Source organism: Paenibacillus solani (assembly GCF_050475945.1).
Classification (GTDB): Bacteria; Bacillota; Bacilli; order Paenibacillales; family Paenibacillaceae; genus Paenibacillus_AQ; species Paenibacillus_AQ solani_A.
In genome coordinates, this window is record NZ_JBCMXJ010000015.1 from 472,460 (window position 1) to 495,986 (window position 23,527).

22 protein-coding genes are annotated in these 23,527 nt (G+C 46.5%); 14 read left to right on the forward strand and 8 right to left on the reverse strand.

The genetic code is table 11. From position 1 onward, the window contains the following. The first annotated feature begins 181 nt into the window (after positions 1 to 181). From ABEQ74_RS17155 to ABEQ74_RS17170, 4 genes are all read left to right on the forward strand, one after another. Complete coding sequence (locus ABEQ74_RS17155) at positions 182 to 775, forward strand: TetR/AcrR family transcriptional regulator (protein ID WP_430123331.1); 594 nt, start codon at positions 182 to 184, stop codon at positions 773 to 775. Then, positions 772 to 1,902, forward strand: coding sequence for an alpha/beta fold hydrolase (locus ABEQ74_RS17160; RefSeq protein WP_430123332.1), 1,131 nt, complete (start codon positions 772 to 774; stop codon positions 1,900 to 1,902). Before ABEQ74_RS17155 ends, ABEQ74_RS17160 begins: the two co-directional genes overlap by 4 nt. Before the next feature lie 303 nt (positions 1,903 to 2,205). Continuing rightward, positions 2,206 to 2,823, forward strand: coding sequence for a DUF2975 domain-containing protein (locus ABEQ74_RS17165; RefSeq protein ID WP_430123334.1), 618 nt, complete (start codon positions 2,206 to 2,208; stop codon positions 2,821 to 2,823). 20 nt (positions 2,824 to 2,843) lie between these two features. After that, positions 2,844 to 3,074 carry a helix-turn-helix domain-containing protein gene (locus tag ABEQ74_RS17170; protein ID WP_430123335.1) on the forward strand — a complete coding sequence of 77 codons (231 nt, stop codon included), beginning with the start codon at positions 2,844 to 2,846 and terminating at the stop codon, positions 3,072 to 3,074. 269 nt (positions 3,075 to 3,343) lie between these two features. Here ABEQ74_RS17170 and ABEQ74_RS17175 read toward each other — a convergent pair whose 3' ends face one another. From ABEQ74_RS17175 to ABEQ74_RS17190, 4 genes are all read right to left on the reverse strand, one after another. Next, positions 3,344 to 4,180: a sulfurtransferase gene (locus ABEQ74_RS17175; protein WP_430123336.1), complete on the reverse strand. Its 837-nt coding sequence runs from the start codon at positions 4,178 to 4,180 to the stop codon at positions 3,344 to 3,346. Between the two features lie 163 nt (positions 4,181 to 4,343). Continuing rightward, positions 4,344 to 6,557 (reverse strand): acyltransferase family protein, encoded by a 2,214-nt coding sequence (locus ABEQ74_RS17180; RefSeq protein ID WP_430123337.1) that lies wholly within the window; start codon positions 6,555 to 6,557, stop codon positions 4,344 to 4,346. A 435-nt stretch (positions 6,558 to 6,992) separates the two neighbouring features. Further along, complete coding sequence (gene yhbH, locus ABEQ74_RS17185; RefSeq protein ID WP_430123338.1) at positions 6,993 to 8,153, reverse strand: sporulation protein YhbH; 1,161 nt, start codon at positions 8,151 to 8,153, stop codon at positions 6,993 to 6,995. Between the two features lie 168 nt (positions 8,154 to 8,321). After that, positions 8,322 to 8,744, reverse strand: a complete 423-nt coding sequence (locus ABEQ74_RS17190; protein WP_430123339.1) for a hypothetical protein — start codon at positions 8,742 to 8,744, stop codon at positions 8,322 to 8,324. A gap of 219 nt (positions 8,745 to 8,963) precedes the next feature. Between ABEQ74_RS17190 and ABEQ74_RS17195 the strand changes: the two genes are divergently transcribed. After that, positions 8,964 to 9,344, forward strand: a complete 381-nt coding sequence (locus tag ABEQ74_RS17195) for a DUF423 domain-containing protein (protein WP_430123340.1) — start codon at positions 8,964 to 8,966, stop codon at positions 9,342 to 9,344. Between the two features lie 88 nt (positions 9,345 to 9,432). On the opposite strand, the gene ABEQ74_RS17200 is transcribed toward ABEQ74_RS17195, so the two are convergent. Then, entirely contained in the window at positions 9,433 to 9,987 is a 555-nt protein-coding gene (locus tag ABEQ74_RS17200) for a hypothetical protein (RefSeq protein ID WP_430123603.1), read from the reverse strand. Between the two features lie 223 nt (positions 9,988 to 10,210). On the opposite strand from ABEQ74_RS17200, the gene ABEQ74_RS17205 reads away from it, so the two are divergent. Next, entirely contained in the window at positions 10,211 to 10,513 is a 303-nt protein-coding gene (locus ABEQ74_RS17205) for a YunC family protein (protein ID WP_054403875.1), read from the forward strand. 98 nt (positions 10,514 to 10,611) lie between these two features. On the opposite strand, the gene mtnA is transcribed toward ABEQ74_RS17205, so the two are convergent. Further along, the gene (mtnA, locus tag ABEQ74_RS17210) at positions 10,612 to 11,691 is read right to left on the reverse strand and encodes an S-methyl-5-thioribose-1-phosphate isomerase (RefSeq protein ID WP_430123341.1); all 1,080 of its coding nucleotides are present in this window, start codon (positions 11,689 to 11,691) and stop codon (positions 10,612 to 10,614) included. Beyond that, positions 11,688 to 12,911 (reverse strand): S-methyl-5-thioribose kinase, encoded by a 1,224-nt coding sequence (mtnK, locus tag ABEQ74_RS17215; protein WP_430123342.1) that lies wholly within the window; start codon positions 12,909 to 12,911, stop codon positions 11,688 to 11,690. Before mtnK ends, mtnA begins: the two co-directional genes overlap by 4 nt. A 307-nt stretch (positions 12,912 to 13,218) precedes the next feature. On the opposite strand from mtnK, the gene ABEQ74_RS17220 reads away from it, so the two are divergent. The 6 genes from ABEQ74_RS17220 to sufB all read left to right on the forward strand — a co-directional run bounded on the left by ABEQ74_RS17220 (position 13,219) and on the right by sufB (position 19,135). Next, positions 13,219 to 13,695 (forward strand): Dps family protein, encoded by a 477-nt coding sequence (locus ABEQ74_RS17220; RefSeq protein ID WP_053491966.1) that lies wholly within the window; start codon positions 13,219 to 13,221, stop codon positions 13,693 to 13,695. Between the two features lie 278 nt (positions 13,696 to 13,973). Beyond that, positions 13,974 to 14,756, forward strand: coding sequence for a Fe-S cluster assembly ATPase SufC (sufC, locus tag ABEQ74_RS17225; RefSeq protein WP_430123343.1), 783 nt, complete (start codon positions 13,974 to 13,976; stop codon positions 14,754 to 14,756). A gap of 22 nt (positions 14,757 to 14,778) precedes the next feature. Continuing rightward, positions 14,779 to 16,083: a Fe-S cluster assembly protein SufD gene (gene sufD / locus ABEQ74_RS17230; RefSeq protein WP_430123344.1), complete on the forward strand. Its 1,305-nt coding sequence runs from the start codon at positions 14,779 to 14,781 to the stop codon at positions 16,081 to 16,083. Further along, positions 16,080 to 17,300, forward strand: coding sequence for a cysteine desulfurase (locus ABEQ74_RS17235; RefSeq protein ID WP_430123345.1), 1,221 nt, complete (start codon positions 16,080 to 16,082; stop codon positions 17,298 to 17,300). The genes sufD and ABEQ74_RS17235 overlap by 4 nt, the downstream gene beginning before the upstream one ends. Continuing rightward, positions 17,290 to 17,709: a Fe-S cluster assembly sulfur transfer protein SufU gene (gene sufU / locus ABEQ74_RS17240; RefSeq protein WP_053491970.1), complete on the forward strand. Its 420-nt coding sequence runs from the start codon at positions 17,290 to 17,292 to the stop codon at positions 17,707 to 17,709. The genes ABEQ74_RS17235 and sufU overlap by 11 nt, the downstream gene beginning before the upstream one ends. Before the next feature lie 28 nt (positions 17,710 to 17,737). Next, the gene (gene sufB, locus ABEQ74_RS17245) at positions 17,738 to 19,135 is read left to right on the forward strand and encodes a Fe-S cluster assembly protein SufB (RefSeq protein WP_430123346.1); all 1,398 of its coding nucleotides are present in this window, start codon (positions 17,738 to 17,740) and stop codon (positions 19,133 to 19,135) included. A 380-nt stretch (positions 19,136 to 19,515) separates the two neighbouring features. On the opposite strand, the gene ABEQ74_RS17250 is transcribed toward sufB, so the two are convergent. Beyond that, positions 19,516 to 20,562 carry an HD-GYP domain-containing protein gene (locus ABEQ74_RS17250; protein ID WP_430123347.1) on the reverse strand — a complete coding sequence of 349 codons (1,047 nt, stop codon included), beginning with the start codon at positions 20,560 to 20,562 and terminating at the stop codon, positions 19,516 to 19,518. A gap of 632 nt (positions 20,563 to 21,194) precedes the next feature. On the opposite strand from ABEQ74_RS17250, the gene ABEQ74_RS17255 reads away from it, so the two are divergent. Next, positions 21,195 to 22,628, forward strand: a complete 1,434-nt coding sequence (locus tag ABEQ74_RS17255; RefSeq protein WP_430123348.1) for a bifunctional metallophosphatase/5'-nucleotidase — start codon at positions 21,195 to 21,197, stop codon at positions 22,626 to 22,628. 72 nt (positions 22,629 to 22,700) lie between these two features. Next, complete coding sequence (locus ABEQ74_RS17260) at positions 22,701 to 23,525, forward strand: undecaprenyl-diphosphate phosphatase (protein WP_430123349.1); 825 nt, start codon at positions 22,701 to 22,703, stop codon at positions 23,523 to 23,525. Positions 23,526 to 23,527: the final 2 nt, after the last annotated feature.

Genomic DNA, 23,527 nt, shown 5'->3' on the forward strand with positions numbered 1-23,527 from the left:
GGCATATAACAAGGAGAAAGCCCGCTATGATAGCGGGCTTTCTTGCCGATTTCAATCTTCCACTATAATCTACTTCAACGATCTAAGTTATGGATATGCATCTTGTAAGAAACAGGAAAGGAGGTTATTATATTTTATTGACTACAAAATTAATTTTCAGTCAATAAAAAGGAGGGGGATAATGCCTAAGATTGTCACTGAACGTGAAAAAGATCTGGTGAGAGAAGCGATGTTTACAAAAGGGATCGAATTGATTCGCAAGAAAGGCGTAAGGCGGATTACGGTAGAGGATATCACCAATGCGACCCATATCGGCAAAGGTTCTTTTTACTCCTATTACAATTCCAAAGAAGAACTTCTCTATTCGATTATCAAAAAGAGCGAGAGCAGAATGTTTGAGAGAGTGGAGGTCGTATTGTCCGAACGCATAAGTTTGAAAGAAAGGCTTGTAAAGGCATTGAAGGAAGTTTATCTGGCAGCGGACAGTATCGTTCTCTACGTTTCTCCATCGGATATCGAGCTGCTGCTTCGTAAGCTTCCAGCTGAGGCGGCGGACCAGGAAGCAATAAAATCGAACGACTACTTTAGCAGGACGTTGTCACTTTGTGGCATTGATGAATCAAGATGCGAAATGGATGTGCTTGCATATTTAATGAACGCGCTCCATTTTATTGGTTCAACAGATATGTCTTTTGGTGAGCGGGGAAGAGATAAGGCCTTGGATATACTCGTCCATTCCATTGCTGACTATATGACGGGCGGAGCCAAACAATGAGCGTTATATGGATTGTATTAGCTGGGCTGCTTATGACCCTCGCTCCCTTGGCTCTGTTTGTCCAGTACATAAAAAAGAAGACTGCACATCAGATACGGATGACTCCCATGAGTAATGGCATTGATTGCAGAGAATTCGTAACTATCGGTGGCATTTCGCAATATTTGCATCATCGGGGCGAGGACATAGATAATCCTGTGATGCTGTTTTTGCATGGCGGCCCAGGTGAGCCTATACTGCCGTTTGCCCAAGAATTTCAGATCCCTTGGGAGAAGCGCATCACGGTTGTTCATTGGGATCAAAGAAACTGCGGTAAAACGTATTTCAATAATGATCCCAAACAAGTTGCTCCAACGGTCACGGTTGACCGTCTTGTTCAGGATACGTACGAAATTGTTAACTATTTGAGAAGAAAATATCACAAAGAGAAAATTATCATTTTGGGTCATTCATGGGGCTCGGTGTTAGGCAGCCTGTTCAGCAAGCAATATCCGGAGCTTGTGCAGACTTATATCGGCGTCGGGCAGGTTGTCAATATGAAGGACAATGAACGCGTTGGATATGAAAAAGTACTGGAAGCGGCAAAAATGGCGGGAAATGACATCGATTATCGAAACCTTCTTCGTTTGAAACCTTACCCTCCGCTTGCATTTGATGACGACATGATCAAGAAACTTAAGAAGGTTCGAAAATATCAAAGAAAGTATAAGTTATCGGCCGGTCCCACAACAGAGCTTATCGTCAATGCTTTAAGCTCACCATTTTATACGCTCAAGGATATGAGGTATTTTTTCATATCCGGAGCATTTGGCGACGGACAGCGTCCTATCTGGAGATATTTATGGGAATCCTTCGATCTGTCGACTATGGACGCTGCATTTGAAATGCCCGTTTTTTATATACATGGAGAGCGAGATTGGCAAACACCCTATCCGCTAGCACAGGAATTTTTTTTAACAATTCAAGCTCCTCTCAAACTGTTTTACTCCATTGCGGAAGCGGGCCATATTCCCATGCTTGAACAGAAGGAAAAATTCAACGAGGCATTATTTGATATTTTTGCGCGAGTGAATGTTACGGCCAAAACCCAAGAGTCTCTGCACAGACCTCCCGTTGGTCCAGGCTGATGCGATCGCTGGTTGGAGCGATTGGATCAGTTATAAGGAGAACTCGCTTTCTATGAGGAGGAAAAAACGAAGAGACCTCGTCCGACGCGGGTTCTTCGTTTTTACTAATCGAAGTGTCTATGTAAGACAAACAAGCACTTCGGCTGCTTACACCCCATACTTGAATAGATCCAAGGCTCAGTGAAGTCAGGTAGCTTACGCAATGATGGATAATTATTTAATGTTTATCATTAAATAGTTATTGTTTTTCGTGAATAAATCAATTAGTATATATTGTAAGTTCACATGAAAAGGAGATTACGCATGAACGGAATTGAATTCAAAGCTAAACCTGGCTTTAAAAGAATGCACACTGCGCTTATGATCGGATATTGGGGTGGGATCGGGCTGCTCGTGGCATTCATCTGTTTCAATCTATGGATCGGTTTGAAGCCCCAGGAGTTGTTCTCTGCAGAGAAGGGAATCATGCACTGGTCCTTTTCAGTACCGTTATCGGATACGGTGACGAAGAGTGTCATCGTGCCTTTCACTTATTTTCAACCGATCAATCCCGACATGTTCGATGCCAAGAACGCTTATCTGGTCGTCAGCTTGACCAATACCGTGCTTGCATTCTGCGCCTACCTCTACTCGATCGGCAAGATTCGTCTTATAATAGGAAGCATACTTAGTGGAATTAGTCCGTTCAGCCTGGCGAATGCCGCCCGTCTGAGAAAGCTGGGAATCGCCGTAATTCTATATTCTTTGCTGGCGAAGCTCATTCTTAATATTTTGATCTGCTTGCTCGTCACACGCATCTTTTCGATCAATCTGGCTGGTATCTCTTTAATCGGAATTATTATTGGTATACTCGTTCTGTTCGTGTCCGAGATTTTCAAGTATGGAGCTCTTCTGCAGGAAGAGCATGATTCGACTTTCTAAGAATGGAGTCTGACAAAAAAGTGCCGATTATTATACGCCTGGACCGTGTCCTGGCCGACAAAAAAATGAAATTGAATGACCTGGCTGACAAGGTCGGAATTTCGAACGTCAATCTGTCCAATCTGAAGACGGGTAAAGTGAAAGCAATCCGGTTCTCCACATTGGAAGCGATCTGCGATATTCTGGACTGTCAGCCGGGAGATATTTTGGAATTCGTTCCGGCCGATAGCGACAGCTGTGAGAGCGATTGAAGGAAATGTCTTGTAAATCCTTAGGTAAATGGCGGATATATCGATGTGCACACGTACTTACCTGTTCCGGCGAATCGAAATCAACTACCAAGTCCAAAATATCGAGCACATAAAATTCCATAGGATTCGACTAAACAATCTCGAAAAATATCTTTGCCTATTTAATGATCTTTCATCGTGGTTTTGCAGGTACAGCAAAAAGCCGCTCGAAGCCCTTCGACTCCAAGCGGCACATCTACCAAGTTATATGGTTACAGGGGGTAACAAGGCTATTCCTCACCGGTGGCCACCGGATTCTCCTCATAGCTGATCCAGTCGCTCCAGCTGCCTGCGTACAGCTTCACGTTGCTGTAACCGGCTGTCTCCAAGGCAAGCACGTTAGGGCAAGCGGTAACGCCGGAACCGCAGTATACGATGATCTCGGCATCCCGCGGAATGTTGGAGAAATGCTCGCGAAGATCATCTGCGTTCTTCCAATGTCCGAAATCGTCCAGGACACCCTTCCAGAAGTAATTCACAGCTCCAGGGATATGTCCGGCCTTGATGTCCATAGGCTCCTCCACGCCGGCATATCTGTGCGGCTCGCGGGAATCGATGAGCGCTTTGCTTCCGTGAAGCGAAGCCTCGCGCACTTCATCCACGCCGACCAGTTTATCGGACTTTAGATTGACTTCATATGTAACGGGGATCACGATCGGCTGTTCGTTCGTTACTGGATACGATGCGTTCTTCCAAGCAGTAAACCCTTCATCCAATACATAAGCTTCTTCGTGCCCCGTGTATTTTAGCAGCCACCATAGACGGCTGGCCATGGCGCCGCCCTGATCGTCATAGATCACGACACGGCTGCTGCCTTGAATGCCCGACTGCCCGAGACGCTTTGCCAGGTGATCCAGGTTCGGCAGGGGATGACGTCCGCCATGTTCCGTAATCGGTGAGGAGAGGTCCTTCTCTAAATCAAGGTAAACTGCCCGCGGAATATGTGATTCTTCATATGAAGCTCTGCCGCTTTCCGGCTTACCGAGGGCAAAACGGCAATCGACGATGACCAAATCCGGTTCATAGAGTCTCGCCAGCAGCCATTTCATTGTAACGATATTGTTCATATACCAGGACACCGCCTTTTAATAGAAATAATGAGAATAGTAATCGAATTATATCATATTGCTGCTTCTGCATACGTATATAAGTAAAAAGCCGACCTGACTCATAGAATGATGAGAGCAGGTCGGCGGTATAGGAATGAATGATGGCATAAATCAGGATGGCTTATTTCTTGATGGCTTGAAGCAGCATGGAGGTGTAGGCTTTGGCGCCCTCCGGCTCCAGATGAACGCCGTCAGACCGGAAGTATTCCGGATGGTTCTTACTGGCTGAATACCAATCAACTAACGTGATTTTGGGATTCTGTGCGGCCGCTTCGGCCAGCATGTCGTTTACATTCTGTTCCCAATCGCGCGGAACCCGCGTGTTGATCAGCAGAATCTGTTTGGCAGAATCCAGAGGACGCAGCAGTGCATTCAGATCCTTTTTCGAGAAGGCGCCATTGGTGCCAAGCCCAACAATGATGATGCCGCCATTGATTCGGTTCTGGTCTTTCATAACAGGAATCAGTTCATCGGCCTGACGCATTTGGCGTCCAATCACCGCATCGATATGAATGCCAGGCAGCGATTGCTCCAGATAAGGAGATACGCCCAGCATGACAGAATCTCCTATCGCCGTAATGACGGACTTGGATGCCGGTGGGTGGGAGGGTTTATTTGCTGGCTTGGCAGGGTTACCCTTTCCACTGGTTGTTGTTTCGCTAGCCGAGTCCTTGGCTGGAGATGACTTATCCGTTTTATCTGCACTAGATTTACCCGTCTTTTCGCCGTTCGATTGATCGGGAACCGTCATTTCGGAATTCACTTTATTCGTATTTCCGCTTTCTGCATCGGTTTGCCCGTCTTCGATGTTTTGGTCATTCCCTGTAGGCTGGTCCGGCAATTCCTTCTCTTCAGCATCGTCATCGTCCGAGTTTGCCTCTTCATCTTGTGCCGGAATCTCAGGAGTTTTATCCCCAGTACCTGGTTTGTTAATCACTCCTGGTTGATTTGAAGGGGCGCTGGTAGGCGGTGCCGCATTGTCCCCGCCAGCTGGGTGGGGGGGCTGCTCTTCCGGTGGCTTAACCGCAACAGCCTCATCACTTGGAGTAAACTCCTGTTCTTCCGAAGGGGAGTTATCCAAGTTCAACATGGCAGCGATATCGTTTACCGTTCTTGCCGAAGATACGCTGCTCATCATTCCCGAGCAGAAGATGCCGATTAGAATAAGCGAGCAGACTGATACGATCCAGCCTCTTAATGAAATCGAAGCCGGGCGACGACGTAGGGAAGAGGCTTTAGACCATAGTTTCTTAAGACCTCCATGTCGTATTGGTTCTTCGACATACTTCCAGGATAGAGCTGCCAGCAGAAAACTTGCTGCGATTTGCAGTGCTACTGCAGGCCAAGGCAGATCGCGCGCACCCGCATCTGGCGATGTCAGAATCATCACGGGATAATGCCACAAGTAAATTCCGTAGGAGCGAACGCCAACCCATACGAGTGGCTTCCAGCTTAACAAGCGACTGACCGAAGCCGCTGGATGTGCTAATACGGCTACGAGTACGGCAGCAGCCAGGGAGAAGAGGAGCATGCCTCCTTGATATAGAAAAGATTCATAACGGTCAACCTTCCACATCATGAAGAGTATCATGAGCAGAGCCACCATTCCCGTGATATTTAGTCGGCGCCGGGAGGACACCGATACATGCGAGGATAGCTTCCAGCTGGGCCATATAATGGACAGCCCTGCCCCGATAAGCAGCCCGAAAGCCCGAGTATCAGTGCCATAGTAAACCCTACTAGGATCATCCCCAGGCTGGTAAATAACAGCCATCCACAGTGCTGATAGTGCAGCCCCGATGGCTATGAAGGTGAACAGAGGTCCTCTGCGGGGAAAAAGCTTGAGCCCCACTAACATGATCAGCGGCCACAGCAGGTAGAACTGTTCTTCTACGGCTAATGACCAGAAATGGCCCAAAGGAGACGGCGGGCCAAATGATTCAAAGTAGGATTGCTCCTGAAAAATAAACTGCCAATTGCTTATGTACGTAACAGCTCCGAGTACATCACCCCGAAGTGCAGTCAGTCGAGAATGGTCAAACAGTGTAACCCATACCACCAGAATAAACAGCATGAGCAGCATGGCTGGCAAGAGCCGCCGAAACCTTCGTATCCAGAAATCCTTTAGATCGATCCGCTGCTGATGATGCCACTGGGAAGCCAGAATATCCGTGATGAGATAGCCGGACAGTACGAAGAATAAGCTTACCCCGAGAAAACCGCCCTTTGCAAAACCAAAACTCCAGTGGTATCCCATAACTCCGATTAATGCGAGGGCCCTGAGTCCGTCCAGACCAGGCATATAACGTGAACGTGGTTTATCTGGTACTGGCATGGGAGATCGCTCCTTCCGAAGGATCTGCACTTGTGCCGCCCTGTGATAGCCGGTGCCATAATATGTAGGACATATTCTCAAACGTCTGGGTGGTTAATAATTGATGTGTCATTTGGAACATGATAACCTTTCCTTTCTTTTATATAAGGACAGATCAGGAGAAGTCTAGTGCGAAGCCTGTCATATCCTGTAGAAATTGTCATAACTACTACATACTATCATCTCGGGAAAACCAGAAGGTGACAAAAAAATGAACCTCTGGCTACATTATGATGTCAAACCTAAGACAGAATTTTCATCTGAACGTACAAGATTTTATTATCATTTTATCCATTCTTCGGTAATGCTCTGTTAGCTGTAACATGACAGTCGATAAGAAAAAAGGAGGCCATGCTGCCTCCTCCATTATTATCCTTTATTAAAATTGCGTTGGAATTAATTAACAACACCTTCCCGTTTGCGAAAGAAGGTTTTAAGGGCTTCGTAGACTTCGCCTTTGTCTTTGATGACATGGTACATGAATTGGTCCAATTTAATATTCTTATAAGCCGACATCAGCGTGCTGCTGCGGTTGTATTGGTTGACCTCTCCATAACCGAACATATTACATACTTTAAGCAAATCACCAATGAGCTTGACGCATCGTTCATTATCAGAGGTGAGATTGTCACCGTCCGAGAAGTGAAAAGGGTAGATATTATATCGGGATGGAGAATAGCGATGATGGATGATCTCTAACGCCTTCTGATAAGCAGATGAGCATATGGTTCCGCCGCTTTCACCGCGGGTAAAGAACTCCTCCTCGCTTACTTCTTTTGCTTCGGTGTGGTGGGCGATAAACACGATTTCCACCTTTTCATACTGTTTGCGGAGGAAGCGGGTCATCCAGAAGAAAAAGCTGCGTGCGCAGTATTTCTCGAATGATCCCATGGAGCCGGATGTATCCATCATGGCGATAATGACTGCGTTTGATTCGGGTATCACGGTATCATCCCATGTTTTATACCGTAGGTCATCCGGACTGATGCCGTGAATACCGGGATTACCTTCTCTGGCATTACGGTGAAGGTTCTCTAAAATGGTACGTTTTTTGTCGATGTTGGACATGATGCCCTTTTTCCGAATGTCGTTAAAAACGATGGATTTTGTGTCGATCACCTCTTGATCCTTAGGCTGCAGCAGCGGCAGTTCGAGCTCCTCGAACAGCATATTTTCCAGCTCCTCCAGGCTGACCTCCGTTTCCACGATGTCCTGTCCTGCTTGATCGCCAGCAGATTCTCCTTTCCCGGACTGGGAAGGCGAAGGGTCACGACCCAGGACATCACCTACTTGACTGTCGCCGTCGCCCTGACCGACATGCTTTTGCTTTTGGTAATTGTAAATGAAACGGTATTCGTCGAGGCTTCGTATGGGAACTTTAATAATCTGTTTTCCGTCAGACAGAATTATATTTTCTTCGGTAATCAGATCGGGCAGGTTGCGTTTGATCACATCGCGGATTTTGTGCTGGTGGCGTACTTGATCCTGATAGCCTTTGCGGTGCAGCGACCAGTCTTCGCGGGATACGATAAACGATAGAGCATCTTCATTTTGCATGGACAGTCACCTCCCAAGTGTAGCCATGACGCTTGTTGCCGTCTTTTTCGGCTGTAGTATCTCATTATATTCGGGAGAAAGAACGATATGTGAGGGTGAATCATGGTTTGGCATGAAAAAGACACCGCACCTGATTTAGATCAAGTACGGTGTCTTTATTCTTGTGTCCTAAGCGTTTAATACAAAGAAGAACAGACCAGCGATGGTAATGATGACAATACTATTCACGATGGTGGCAATGACAGCGACGGCTCTTTTGCGGGTTTTGCTAAAGCAGCCTACAATGCCAAGCGCCAGTCCGATGATATTAATAATCATGACGAGGATGAATACAGCCGCTAATGTGGTCATCGCTTCGAGTGTTTCCTGATTCGGCTCCAAAAGCGGACCATTTTCAGTCATGTAAGGCTCAATCATCGTCGTGCCGAGCGCCCCAAGCAGAATATATCCTAGCAGCGTCACGATGGATAATGTGAAAGATGCTATACCGAAGCGGGAGTGTTTTCTGTCCTCAGGGGGGATGAAGGTAGTTTTGGGTCTTTTGGGTGATGCTTGTTCCTCGGATGGTGAGGAGGATGATTGCTGATCCATGTACATAATCTCTCCTTACTTGGAATACATTCTTTAATCATTTTTTTGTTGGTGTCTACCAAAGTTAGTTATGCTTCCTTATTAATCTTTCACAAAATAGATTGGAAATCAAGTCCAGAGCACTTATACCCCTGTGGAAAAGCTGTAGAGAATCCGTTAAACTTAACATGATGACATAAGGACAGGATGGTCCGTTGATAAAAAAGGGGTTGAACAGGCTTGAGTCGAACATTCATTGCGTGGGGCTCGATTCTGATGGCTTTATCTGTAGCCATCGGAGCATTCGGTGCACATATGCTCCAAGATCGCATTACTGCAGATGAGCTGGCTACGTACGAGACAGGTGTCCATTATCACATGATACACGGACTGGCCGTATTGATTACAGGTATTCTCGCGAAGGTGCTGGGCGAATCCCGCAAGCTGTTTTGGGCGGGCGCTCTTTTTATCGCCGGAACGATTATTTTCTCAGGCAGTCTCTATGTATTAAGTATATCAGGTATTAAGTGGCTAGGGGCTATAACACCAATAGGTGGCGTATCCTTTATCGTCGGCTGGCTGCTGCTGATGTCTTCAGCGCTATCCTCGAAACGAGCTTGATTCTAAAGAAAAAACGGCTTCACCGAACCCTTGTTTATGGGGCGGCGTAGCCGTTTTTTTAATGGATTACGGTGGCGATGTACCGACTTTAACTGACACTGAATTCGTCAATTTCATTTAGTTTGAAGGTATAAACCTGTTTCTCATCGACATGATATACGTTCACAAGAAAATTGCTTTCGTCATAGTTGAGAATACGACAGGGAAGGCTTGTTTGCTTTCCGTTGCGGTTCGTTGTCAGGCGAACAAGTCGATTATCCTTACTGTATACTTTTATCCATTCAAAGGGATCACTTCCGGTGATTGGAGTTTGCACGGGGGGAGCGCTTGCAGTGATCTTTTTCTCCGGTGTCGAAGATGTGGCAGGCGTAACCTGCTTCTCTTTGGGAGAGGTTTCAGAATTCGATTTGCGAGAAGCTTTGCTAATAACAGAATTCTTTTTGGCTTGGATCAAGGTATTGATAATTTCTCCAAGCTCCATTCCGGATTTGACCCGGAAATCGATGACTTCAGCCTTTTCGTTCAGCATTTCTAGCAAATATTGCAGAGCCAGTGCGTTGGAAGAACTCTTGACCAGAATATCAACGTTGAATAAAAAGCCGTTCTCATCGGTGACAGGAATTGTGTTCATAGCTTTTATCATACACCAGCTTTCACATTGTTTTTCCACTGAATCTAATATACCATAATTTTCGAATTTTGATAGTCCTAATGTCATAACGTTTTCATCATTACTCTATCTACTGAAGAGACATTAGCCCCATTTATTATAGAAGGAAATGCATGAACTTACGAGACATTTGCACCATGTCGGTTCATGAGGAATAAACATAATTCTAAGCGAAAAGCGAGGGGAGGTGTGTGAATTGGTGACTTTACTGCCGATTAATATTGAAGGACATACCGTTATGGGCGTGGAGGTTCAGCTGCCGAAAACCACGCTCCTGGCTGTTTATACTTCCCGTGGCTATATCATGTGCGGTGCACTCGATGTGGGACTGCTGAATGAACGGCTGGCTGACCGGAAGATTATTGCAGGGAGGGCTACCGGGGTCCGCACACTGGAGCAGCTGCTGGAAGCACCTCTGGAATCCGTAACTCTGGAAGCAGAGAAGTGGGGAATCCATCCTGGTTTGGCCGGCAAGGATGCCATACTGAGAATGCTGTGAACACAATGCATGCACTACAAGCGTTCACCAAAAAACGGACAATCGGTTGTTAATCGGCTGTCCGTCTTTGGTGTCAAGGCTTATTGATATCGTAGCTGCTATTCAAACAGGCTTTTCAAGCTCTCATGATAAGGTGCTTTCACGACGCCTTTTTCCGTAATGATCGCAGTTACATATTCATTCGGGGTTATGTCAAAGGCAGGATTGTACACTTTAATGCCTTGCGGCGCCGTACGTTTTCCGAAACCTTCCGTGATCTCTTCCCCAGGCCGTTCCTCAATCGGGATATCGGCTCCAGACGCCGTATTCAGATCAATCGTCGACAGCGGGCACGCCACGTAAAAAGGAATGCCATGAGCTTTAGCCAAAACGGCTACCCCGTATGTCCCAATTTTGTTGGCTACATCGCCATTTGCGGCTACGCGATCAGTACCCACGATGACCGCCTGGATCCATCCTTTGGACATGACCATAGCAGCCATGTTGTCAGCGAGAAGTGTTACGTCAATACCCGCCTGCTGGAGTTCAAAAGCGGTTAAGCGAGCACCTTGGAGCACCGGTCTGGTTTCGTCCGCGAATACTTTAATGTTCAGGCCCTGCTCATGAGCCAAATACATCGGTGCCAATGCCGTGCCGTACTTGGCTGTCGCGAGTCCACCCGCATTACAGTGGGTAAGCACGCCCATGCCATCCTCGAAGAACGGAAGTGCGTTTTCACCGATACGGCGGCACACATCCTCGTCCTCAGCCCGGATTGCCTCTGCTTCTGCCAGCAGTGCTGCATTAAGTCCGGCTGCCTCAAGGTTTGAAGCAGCGAGCTGTTCTGCAGCAAGCTTGATCCGGTCCAGGGCCCAGAACAGGTTGACGGCTGTCGGTCTGGAAGTAGCCAGATAAGCGCACGTTTTTACAACTTGCTCAAGCCAGCCCTTGCTGTCGGCACCTTCGTACTGCATGCCGCCAAGCACAGCGCCGAATGCTGCTGCGATTCCAATCGCTGGTGCCCCGCGGACCTTCATGGAGTGAATGCCTTCCCATACTTCTTCGGGTGTAGAAAGCTGAAGATAAACAATTTCCTCCGGGAGCAAACGCTGGTCCAGCAGAACCAGATGATCTCCTTCCCAATAAACCGAACTTAGCGGTGCATAAGTGTTAGCATTGCCGGATGTTATACCGCTCATATGGATACCTCATTTCCTTTCGTTGCTTGTGTTATTAGTGTCAAAATATCCTCTAAGGATTCGATGCTTCTGTGATGGCGCACGAGCTGTTTACCGATGGCAAGCGCTTTGCGCTGTGCCGTTTCTCTGGCGTTATCGTCTGTGATGGTGTCAATGTCCGCTACATGGGACAATCCTACTATGCGGCGAATCATTTTACAACCGGCATACCCGGCGCTATCCTTCAAAATCTGCGATACATAATGATCCTGATAGCCTGGCGTTCGAGACATTTCATCAAGGAGATCCTCATTCCAGAGCTTGCGGAAATTGTTCTCGAAGTGGGTCCACACATCGCTTGCCATCTCAAGGAGTCTGGCTTCCCGCGCTGCCAGCGCATGTTCATCCTGACTCCAGCCCGGTTGTGCTGCATAGTTGAGCAGAATATTACCGATCACAGCGCCGATATCAAAGCCCATCGGACCAAAGAAAGCGAATTCCGGATCGATCACCTTGGTAGATTCTGATGTGACGAAGATGCTGCCCGTATGCAGATCTCCGTGCAGCAGAGCTTGCGCATGGGTTAGAAACTTTTCGCGAAGCAGCGTCACCTCGAAGTGAAGGGACAGGTCGGCACGTAGGGCTTCCGCTTCATCGGCGATGCTTGGCTCATAATTGTTATTAGCTGATTCCCGGTAAGGGTCTTCGAAGATGAGATCTTCTGTGATTTTGCATAAATCCGGATTCACAAAGCGGCCGGCAAGTATTTTCTTCTCTTGCTGGTTCATCCCCAAATCTGAAGTGTAAAACAAGGTTCTGGCCAGGAATAGACCAATATGCTCAGCGAACTTAGGATAAGCGTTTCCTTCAATTAAGCCTTTGCGCATGATGGTATACTCGCTCAAATCCTCCATGATCGTATAAGCAAGCTCATCCGAATATCCGTATACTTCGGGAACAAGATCCGGGCAGAGCGAATATTCCATTTCAAGTGCCTGGCGTTCAATACGTGCGCGTTCCAAAGAAAGCGGCCACGATTCTCCAACGACTTTTGCATAAGGAACCGCTTGTTTGATAATGATACTATCGTCCGTGTTTTTGGCGGTGACATGAAACACCAGATTGAGATTGCCATCCCCGATTTCATGGCATTCAAGCTCAGCATGGTCCGGAAAACGGCCGGGTAAGCTCTTGGCTAATTGTATCGCCTTCTCCGCATTCAGCGGATGATATGTAGACATGTTTAGTCACCCCCAAATAATATAAAAGAAAAAAAGCCAACGTTTTTGCTTGGTATTATCTAGTATAACGTTTTTTCGTAAATTTTGTATCATTTTTTGGGTGAAAGACAAGTTTAATGAACTTGATTCGCTTCGTACTTGTGAGGGTAAACTACAAATAGACGCCCAAGCACAGCATGTACTCATATATTAATGAAGGAATAGCAATAGCAGTTGATTCCAGTTACAATGGGATTACACCGCTGGTGCAGCATATCCTTGGAGACAGTACAGGGTGCATTTCATATAGAAAAGGAAGGGATTAATCATGGCAAAAACTACATCTGGCAAAGCTGCGGGAAAAACCAAAAACTCCAGCCTGGAGCAACTGTTGAATCAGCAAGTAGCAAATCTCAACGTGCTTTATGTCAAAATTCATAACTATCACTGGTATGTAACCGGGGAACAATTCTACTCCCTTCATGTGAAATTCGAAGAGCTGTATAATGAAGTTACACTTAAAATGGATGAAATCGCTGAGCGTCTGCTCTCGATCAAAGGCAAACCGGCTGCAACGATGAAGGAGTATCTGGAGCTTGCTACCGTGCAAGAGGCCTCCGGCAATGAAGATACTCGCGGTATGGTTCAAGCGCTGATTGAGGACTTTGCTACCGTTTCCGAGGAGATGGGCGAAGGCATTGAGATGGCCGAGAAAGCGGGAGACATGCCTACAGCGGATATGTTTACCGGCTTCAAGGCGGATCTTGAGAAGCATATGTGGATGCTGCGTGCTTATCTTGGATAAGAGTGAAACATATAAGGAATGAATTCGGTATCAAACAGGCTTGGCCGTCCAACGGCTAGGCCTGTTTTTTGATTGCTCTACCTGTCTGATGATGTCTTCAAAAAGCCTGTCCGGTTGAAATACGTCATATTTTATTATAAAATGGCTTGAGAATCAGTGATAATCAGTTTAGAATGATTATAAACAAATAATTATTTTTTAATTTATGAAATCAGGGTGTCAAACCTGTTATCATATAGGACAACAATACACTACCTATTCAACGGAGGGAATCTAATATGTCAACAAAGTTTGTCATTGAAGGATTGAAAGCAACAATCGAAGGCAAGGAGATTCTTAAGGGAATCGACCTTGAGGTGAAAGGCGGAGAAGTTCATGCCATCATGGGACCGAACGGTACAGGTAAAAGTACGCTGGCTTCCGCGTTGATGGGTCATCCTAAATATGAGGTTACAGATGGTAAAGTATTGCTTAACGATGAAGACGTACTGGAGATGGAAGTTGATGAGCGTGCGCGCGCAGGTATGTTCCTCGCCATGCAATATCCAAGTGAAATCGCTGGTGTAACGAATTCTGACTTCCTGCGCAGCGCCATCAACGCTCGTCGCGGTGAAGGCAATGAAATTTCTTTGATTAAGTTCATTCGTCAAATGGAAGGCAAAATGAAAGAACTCGAGATGAATCCAGAGTTCGCGCACCGTTACCTGAACGAAGGCTTCTCCGGTGGTGAGAAGAAGCGTAACGAAATCCTGCAGATGATGCTGCTGGATCCAAAACTCGTCATTCTTGACGAAGTAGACTCCGGTCTTGATATCGATGCATTAAGAATTGTAGCAAACGGTGTGAATACGATGAAATCCGAAGAACGCGGTTTCTTGATTATTACCCACTACCAACGTTTGCTTAACTATATTACTCCAGATTTTGTGCATGTTATGATGCAAGGACGTATCGTGAAATCCGGCGGACCAGAACTGGCTGAGCGTTTGGAAGCAGAAGGATATGACTGGATTAAGGAAGAGCTGGGCATTGCGGATGAAACTGTAGGTCAAGACGCGTAAATTGACGGGAGGAGGAAACGATATGACTACACAAACCATACTTCCGGTCAACGCTGAGGCTTTGAAGGCTTTGTCCGAGAGTAGACAGGAACCAACTTGGCTGACAGACAGCCGTTTGGCTTCTTTGGAACTTGCCGGCCAATTGGAATTGCCCAAGCTGGAGAAACAACGCATCGAGCGTTGGAACATCCAAAGCTACGGTGAATATAAAGAAAGCAAGAAACTTGCTTCCCTCGATGAACTGCCTGAGCGGGCAGCACAGCTTGTCGAAGGTTCAAGGGAAGGCGGATTGGTTATTCAACGCAACTCCGGAACGGTATATACAAGTCTGGCTTCAGAACTTGCTGCCAAAGGCGTGATTTTCACGGATTTGGAAACAGCGGTGAGAAAGCATGAGGATCTGGTTAAACCTTACCTGCATCAAGCGCTTAAGAATGACGAGCACGCAATGGCTGCTCTCCACGCTGCAGTATGGAACGGCGGAGTGTTCCTATATGTTCCTAAGAATGTTGAGGTTGATGTTCCGCTTCAAGCCGTTATGCTGACTGATGATGCTGAAGCGACATTCGCTCCGCACGTGCTGATTGTAGCCGAAGCTAACAGCCAAATCACATACGTAGACAACTATGTATCGGATTCCCTGGCTGCGCCGGTAACCCATAACGGAGCGGTAGAGATCTTCGCCAAAAATGGTGCGAAAGTTCGTTATGCTTCCGTTCACCAGTTGACTGTAGAAGCAACGGATGTTACGTTCCGCCGTGCTGTACTTGACAACGATGCTTCGATCGAATGGATTGTTGGCGAGATGAACGATGGCGATACAGCGAGCGATACCATGAGCATTCTGAAGGGCAACGGTTCGACATCAGATGCGAAAGTCATCGCGGTAGGTTCCGGGTCTCAGAAGATCAACTACACAACGCAAGCGAAGCATTATGGTAAGAGTTCCGCTTCCCAGATGATTACGCGTGCGGTTATGCGTGAAGAGGCACAGGCCATCATTAACGGAATCACCAAGATTGAGAAGGGCGCAACCAAGGCAGATGGTCAACAGACCGAACGTGTTCTGATGCTCAGCCCGAAAGCCCGCGGAGACGCGAACCCGATTCTGTTGATTGATGAGGATGACGTAACAGCTGGACACGCGGCGTCCGTGGGACAAGTGAATCAGGAGCAAATTTACTATCTGATGTCCCGGGGGATTTCCCGCAGCGTTGCGGAATCCTTGGTTATTTACGGTTTCTTGGCTCCGGTTGTCAGCGAAATTCCGCTTGAGGGACTGCGCGACCAACTGCAAGGGCTCGTTGAAAGGAAGCTGGGACAATGATCGCCTCTGTCCGTGAGCAATTTCCCATTCTTCACCAGGAGATCAACGGACATCCGCTGGTATACCTCGATAATGCCGCGACATCTCAGAAGCCGCAGGTCGTCATAGATGCGATCAAGCGGTATTACGAGTGGGAAAACTCCAACGTTCACCGCGGGGTTCATACACTCGGGAGCCGTGCTACCGATGCTTATGAAGGAGCCAGGGAGAAAGTTGCTCGATTCATTAATGCCGAGAGTTCGGAACAAATTATATTTACCCGGGGAACGACAACGGCCTTAAATTTGGTCGCCTCATCCTATGCTCGCTCAGTTTGCGGGCCTGGAGATGAAATCGTCCTTACGGAAATGGAGCATCACAGCAATCTCATTCCGTGGCAGCAGGCGGCTTTGGCTACTGGTGCTACGCTGAAATATATACCTCTGCAGCCTGACGGCACGATCCGTGTTGAAGATGTAGAACAACTGGTTACCGAACGGACGAAGGTTGTAGCTATCGCATATGTGTCCAACGTGATGGGTGTTGTACATCCCGTGAAAGAAATTGCGGAGATTGCGCATCGTCACGGTGCTGTCATAGTGGTTGACGGAGCGCAAAGTACGCCGCATATGAAAGTGGATGTTCAAGACCTGGATTGCGATTTCTACGCTTTGTCCGGCCATAAGATGTGTGCTCCAACAGGAATCGGCGCATTATACGGCAAGAAGGCGCTGCTGGAATCAATGGAGCCGATCGAGTTCGGCGGAGAGATGATTAATGATGTTGGACTGTACGAATCCAACTGGAAAGAGCTGCCTTGGAAGTTTGAAGGCGGAACGCCTATCATCGCAGGAGCTGTCGGGCTTGGCGCAGCGATCGATTTCCTGGAGGAAATCGGGATGGACGCCATCGAACAGCATGAGACGCAGCTGGCAGCTTACGCTATGAACCGTATGTCAGAGATCGAAGGCATAACTATTTATGGTCCTCGGGAGCGTAAGGTGGGGCTTGTTACATTCAATTTGGGTGACGTTCATCCGCATGATGTAGCGACCGTGCTCGATGCCCAAGGTATTGCAATTCGCGCCGGACATCATTGTTGTCAACCGCTTATGCGTTGGTTAAAAGTATCTTCCACGGCACGTGCGAGCTTTTATCTGTATAATACAGAAGAGGACGTTGATCGATTAGTTAGCGCCTTAATCCAGACAAAGGAGTATTTTGGCGATGCAACTTGACGATTTGTACAGACGTGTCATTATGGATCACTATAAGAATCCCCGCAACCGAGGAAAGTTTGAAGCTGATGCAGTCACGATTGATTTGAACAATCCGACATGCGGAGACCGAATTTCCTTGCAGCTTAAGGTAGAGAACGGCGTTGTAGCCGATGCTAAATATACGGGAGAAGGCTGTTCCATCAGCATGTCTTCCGCATCGATGATGACTGACGCAGTGAAGGGGAAAACACTGGATGAAGCCATCAGCCTGGCAAACCGCTTCTCCTCTCTTATGCAAGGCGAGGATGTTGAATTTGAAGAGTACGAGGATATTGAAGCCCTATCCGGTGTTAACAAGTTTCCTGCCCGCATTAAGTGTGCAACACTTGCCTGGAACGCACTCCGAAAAGGAATAGACGCGAAGTAATGAATAAATCGATAGGGAGGTAAGTTAAATGGCTAAAAAGGCACCAGAAATGGAAGATTATAAATACGGTTTCCGTGACGAGCACAAAGCTATTTTTCAGACCGGTAAAGGTTTGACGCGTGAAGTCGTGACGGAAATATCCAAGATTAAGAACGAACCTGAGTGGATGCTGGAATTTCGTTTGAAATCTCTGGAGCAGTTCGAGAAAATGCCGATGCCTCGCTGGGGCGGCGACCTCGATGAGCTGGATTTCAATGATATCCAGTACTATGTAAGACCATCCGAGAAACAAGGGAAGACTTGGGAGGAAGTACCTGCTGAGATTAAGGAAACCTTCGATAAATTGGGTATTCCGGAAGCAGAGCAGAAGTTCTTGGCGGGCGTATCCGCACAGTACGAATCCGAAGTAGTTTACCATAACATGCAGAAGGATCTTGAGGATCAAGGCGTTATCTTCATGGATACCGATACGGCTCTTAGAGAGCATCCGGAAATCCTGAAAGAATACTTTGCAACGGTCGTTCCTCCAGCTGATAATAAGTTTGCTGCGCTGAACAGTGCCGTATGGTCTGGCGGAAGCTTTATCTATGTACCAAAAGGCGTAAAATGTGAAATTCCGCTGCAGGCGTATTTCCGTATCAACTCCGAGAACATGGGCCAGTTCGAACGCACACTGATCATTGCGGACGAGGACAGCTTCGTACATTACGTAGAAGGCTGTACAGCTCCAATCTACAGTACGAACTCGCTTCATAGTGCGGTAGTTGAGATCATCTGTAAGAAGAATGCTCGCGTTCGTTATACAACGATCCAGAACTGGGCACCAAACATCTACAATCTGGTAACGAAGCGTGCGGTTGCTGAAGAGAACGCCACGATGGAATGGGTCGATGGCAACATCGGCTCTAAGCTGACAATGAAATACCCTGCCGTTGTTCTGAAGGGCCGCGGTGCAAAAGGTTCCGTGCTCTCCATCGCGGTAGCAGGCAAAGGCCAGCACCAGGATGCTGGTGCGAAGATGCTCCATCTGGCACCGGACACTACGTCTACGATCGTATCTAAATCCATCAGTAAGCATGGTGGTAAAGTAACGTATCGGGGACTTGCTTCCTTTGGCCGCAACGCGGAGGGCGCGAAAGCCAACATCCAGTGTGATACACTCATTCTCGATAATGAATCGACGTCCGATACGATTCCTTATAACGAGATCAAGAACGATAATATTACGCTTGAGCATGAGGCGACCGTATCCAAGGTATCCGAGGAGCAATTGTTCTACCTCATGAGCCGTGGACTTAGCGCATCCGAAGCTACGCAAATGATCGTTATGGGCTTTATCGAGCCGTTCACCAAAGAACTTCCAATGGAATATGCGGTTGAGATGAACCGACTGATTAAGTTCGAAATGGAAGGGTCTATTGGATAACAAATAAAACCTTGTAGAAGGCGAACTCTTTGAGTTCGTCTTCTTCAATTTTTTCAGCAGTTGTTTAGCGCCAACATTTTATAAGTCATAGCACTTGGAGTGTTTATGCTAGTTGTAATTTCATGGGGGGAGATAAATCTTCTTTAGTAAATTAGAGAAAAAAGATGGAATTTATAAAAAATGTAAAAACAATAGGTTGGATATGTTTTTTTTCAACTGTAATTATAGGACTAGTGCTAATTTGTTCTTTTCCTGAAATTTTTAATACATATCGTTTTTGAATAAGCAATAAAATGAACCCATCACATAAATGTGACGGGTTTTTTGGATGAAGGATTTATTGTCGTTTGCAACATTTATATGAAATAGCAAATTACTAGCTACAAAAGGATCTCTTGGATCGAGGTATGATATTCTTTGGAAAGATCAATGAATCGATCATCAGTTTTAACTAGCGGACGGAAATAATCGGAAGGATGGTTCATGACGATGATGCCGGATTCACCTGTTGTCAGCAGGACTTTCTTGCCGATAAAGTTTGGCAGCATTTGCTGAATGAAGGCATGCGTCGGTTTGCCGTTCAGTTTTCCGAAGCTGAGGCTGTATAGTTCCCGTAAAACTGTCAATAGCTGCTGCTTGGATTGGTAAACCCGATTCGTAGTCATCGCACTGTATACATCGGCTACAGCGCAAATATGAGCATAGGGGTGGATTTGTTCTTCTCGGAGCGCCCGCGGATAACCGGAACCGTCATCCCGTTCATGATGCTGCAGCGCAACCATGGCGGTAATCTTGTCATTCATGGAATCAGAGATCATCTCATACCCATAGACGGTATGCAGTTTCACTTCCTCAAATTCCTCTGTTGTCAGTTTGCCAGGCTTATCGAGTATATCCCTCGAAATCTTGCATTTGCCGATGTCATGGAGATAACCGGCTTTGCCAATTTCATAGGCTTCTTTCTTGGAGTAGCCCATCCAATCAGCGATATAATACGATAACATTCCGACTTGAATGGAATGTCTGTATGTATAATCATCTTTCCCATTAAAAAGCAGAAGCAGGGATACAACATCCGTATGAACATCCAAAGAGCCAACTAGTGGTTTGAAGACATCGTCTACGACCGATTGATTGAATTTACCCGTTTGGGAAGCTTCTGTGAATAAGGTAGAACACCCATCAAATGCGAGATTGAATTGTGGCTTCACCTTGTTGAATGAATCTGAGATTTCAGATAAAGGATCAAGGGATAATGACAATGTGCGCGGTTTTATTTCTACGTAATCGATTCCATGCTGGCTAAGCTTGGATATGTCCTCTGAACGAAGTGTGGTCCCTTCCTGTAGAACATGAACGCCCTTATCGTTGTATGCATCGTGCTGTATTTGATCTCCGGGTATCAGGTCTGTGACATGTACTCTCAAATCATTGCACCTCTTGCCCTTATAAAAGTGAGCATTTTGCATAAAATTCTATCTTTGAAAACCAATTGGCGAATTATCGATGTTTTGATCGGATATATTGTATTCGTCAATATACGATGTTATATAATGCGCGTGATAGAATCATGCAAAATACTGAAGTAAAAGATCAAAACTATCTTAGCAAGAAAATTATGGTTTTACAATGTAAAATTGCGTCTTATAGCCTATGATGTGGACCTCAAGAACCTGTTCGTATACTTTGTACTCCCATCTATCGTCCTATATTCTATATCGGAAGATATGTTTCAGTTATTTAATACAAGCTGGAAGGTGGCCAGGAGTTTTGCATGTCGATCATGACACCGGACACAGGTGGAATTAGCATTACCTCATCATCGTACTGAATAAGGCGAGCTGAAAGTGCATATTTTTTGATTGACGCCACGAAAGTCTTGTGAGAGCACTTCCGATATCCATTCGGTTAATCCGAAGTAGCAGCTAAGAATGACTGTCGACAACGGTATCACTCCGTAATTCTTGTGGGCTGCAATATACCATATTCCTTGTTAAAATGTTATGCTTGTAAGACCGGAAATTATCCGTATAACGGACTTATGAGAGGGGGCCGCCAGGTGGTAACAGGGGAGACATATCAGAAGCTGACCCTATTGTACACGAACGATATACACAGCCATTTTGACACGATGAGTAGCGTGGCGGCACTTATTTCCCGGGAAAAGGAAGCTGCCGGCGAGAAGGTGGTTGTGCTGGATATTGGTGACCATATGGACCGGGCATCGATGGAAACTGAGGGTTCCATGGGCCAAGCCAATGTGGATGTCATGAATTTGACAGGATACGACGCAATTACGATCGGCAATAATGAAGGGCTAACCATCTCGTATGATGTGCTGGAACATGTATATGCCGGATTGCAATGCCCTATCGTTTGCTGCAACATTCATGAAATCAAGAGCGGTAATCCTCCTTCTTGGATGAAAACTAACGTGGTTCTGGAGCGGGAAGGCATTCGCATCGGACTTACTGGTGCAACTGCAGCTTTTGCAGGATTTTATCAATTGTTAGGCTGGGAAGCTGGGGATCCGGTGCAAGCCATTGCTGAACAAGTACATGAGCTGCAGGACCACTGCGACATTATTGTTGTGTTATCCCATTTAGGTCTAACGATGGATAAAAGATTAGCAGAACAAATTGCTGGCATCGATGTTATTCTTGGCGGTCACACTCACCATATCTTGGAGGAGCCGTTGATCATCGGACAGACAACGGTGTGCGGTGCAGGCAAATTCGGACAATATGTTGGTCGTCTCGTCATGCAGCGGACCCATGAGAATGAACGCTTTACCTGTATAGAAGGCAGTTTACTGTCCGTGGATAAAAGCTTGATGGAACCGCTCGTAGAGCAAGCAATTATGAAGCACCATGAGCTGGCTAAGGAGAAATTATCGGAGGCGGTTGCCGTTATTGACCGACAGCTGCCGATCAATTATGAGAAGGAGTCACCCTTTGCGAATCTCCTGGCTCAGGCCGTGCTGCAGCATACAGGCGCGGAGATTGCCATCATCAATTCAGGACAGCTGCTTGGACCTTTGCCGGAAGGCGAAATCAGTACAGGAATGCTTCATAGCTTATGTCCGTCCCCGATTAATCCCTGCGTTGTCAAATTGCTAGGAGAGCATATCTACCAAGCGCTTGAAGAAAGTCTTCTTGAGGAGTTTAGCAGGAAGAAGATAATGGGCTTTGGTTTCCGCGGATATATATTAGGCGGACTGGCTGTGGATGGATGCAAGATTCATTATGACAAGGACGGAGAGCCTTATCAGAAAATAACGGATATCTCCTTAAAGGGAAAACCGCTAGACCGGAAACGGGAATACACAGTAGGAACTCTCGATATGTTTACCTTTAAGATAGGATATGAAACGTTGGCGCTTGGTAAGGATACGGTATATATGCTGCCAGAGTTCATCAGAGATTTGCTGCGGACCGAGCTCGCCCGTCCCGGTTCGCTTGAGGAATCCATGATTTCACGCTGGAACTCCTGATATCACCCCTCGACTAACTTGCTTTGTCCGAGCATACATATAAGGAGGACAAAGGTTAGGGAGGGGTAAGATATGGATTTTATCACATCTATTATTCTTGGCATCGTAGAAGGGTTAACGGAATTCATCCCGGTGTCTTCCACAGGCCATATGATTTTGACGACCAAGGTGCTTGGGTACGATGATCAGACACCCATGATGAAGACATTTGAGATTGTTATCCAGCTTGGCGCCATCTTGGCTATTGCGATCGTTTACTGGAATCGGATTCTGAACTTGCTTGGCTGGAGCAGGAGCGAACCACTGAATAAGAAGGAAACACGTAAAAGACTGAATCTTATTCATATCATATTGGGCATCGCTCCAGCTCTGCTCGTTGCTTTTTTTGCAAGGGATTTTATCAAAAGCTTGTTTCATGTCCAGACTGTATTGTTTGCACTCGTTGCCGGCGGTATTTTTATGATGTTTGCAGAATGGTTTAATAAGCACAAAGTTCAAATGACTTCTCAAGAACTCGACGATATGACGTACAAGCAGGCGCTTCAGATTGGCATCTATCAGATTATATCCGTTTTATGGCCGGGTTTTTCCCGTTCGGGATCCACGATCTCCGGTGGCATGCTTAGCGGCGTGAGCTACAAGGCATCGGCCGATTTCTCGTTTATAATCGCCATTCCAATTATGTGTGCTGCGTCCGGTTACGAATTGCTGGATTCGTACCGATATTTTACTTCAGAGACGATCAGTGTGTTTCTAGCTGGTTTTATCGTTTCATTTGTAGTTGCTTATTTTGTCGTCTTAGCCTTTAGGAAGCTTATACAGAAGATTCGCCTGACTCATTTTGCGATCTACCGTTTTGTTCTCGCTGCCGTTTTTTGGTTATTCATCATGCAATAGTA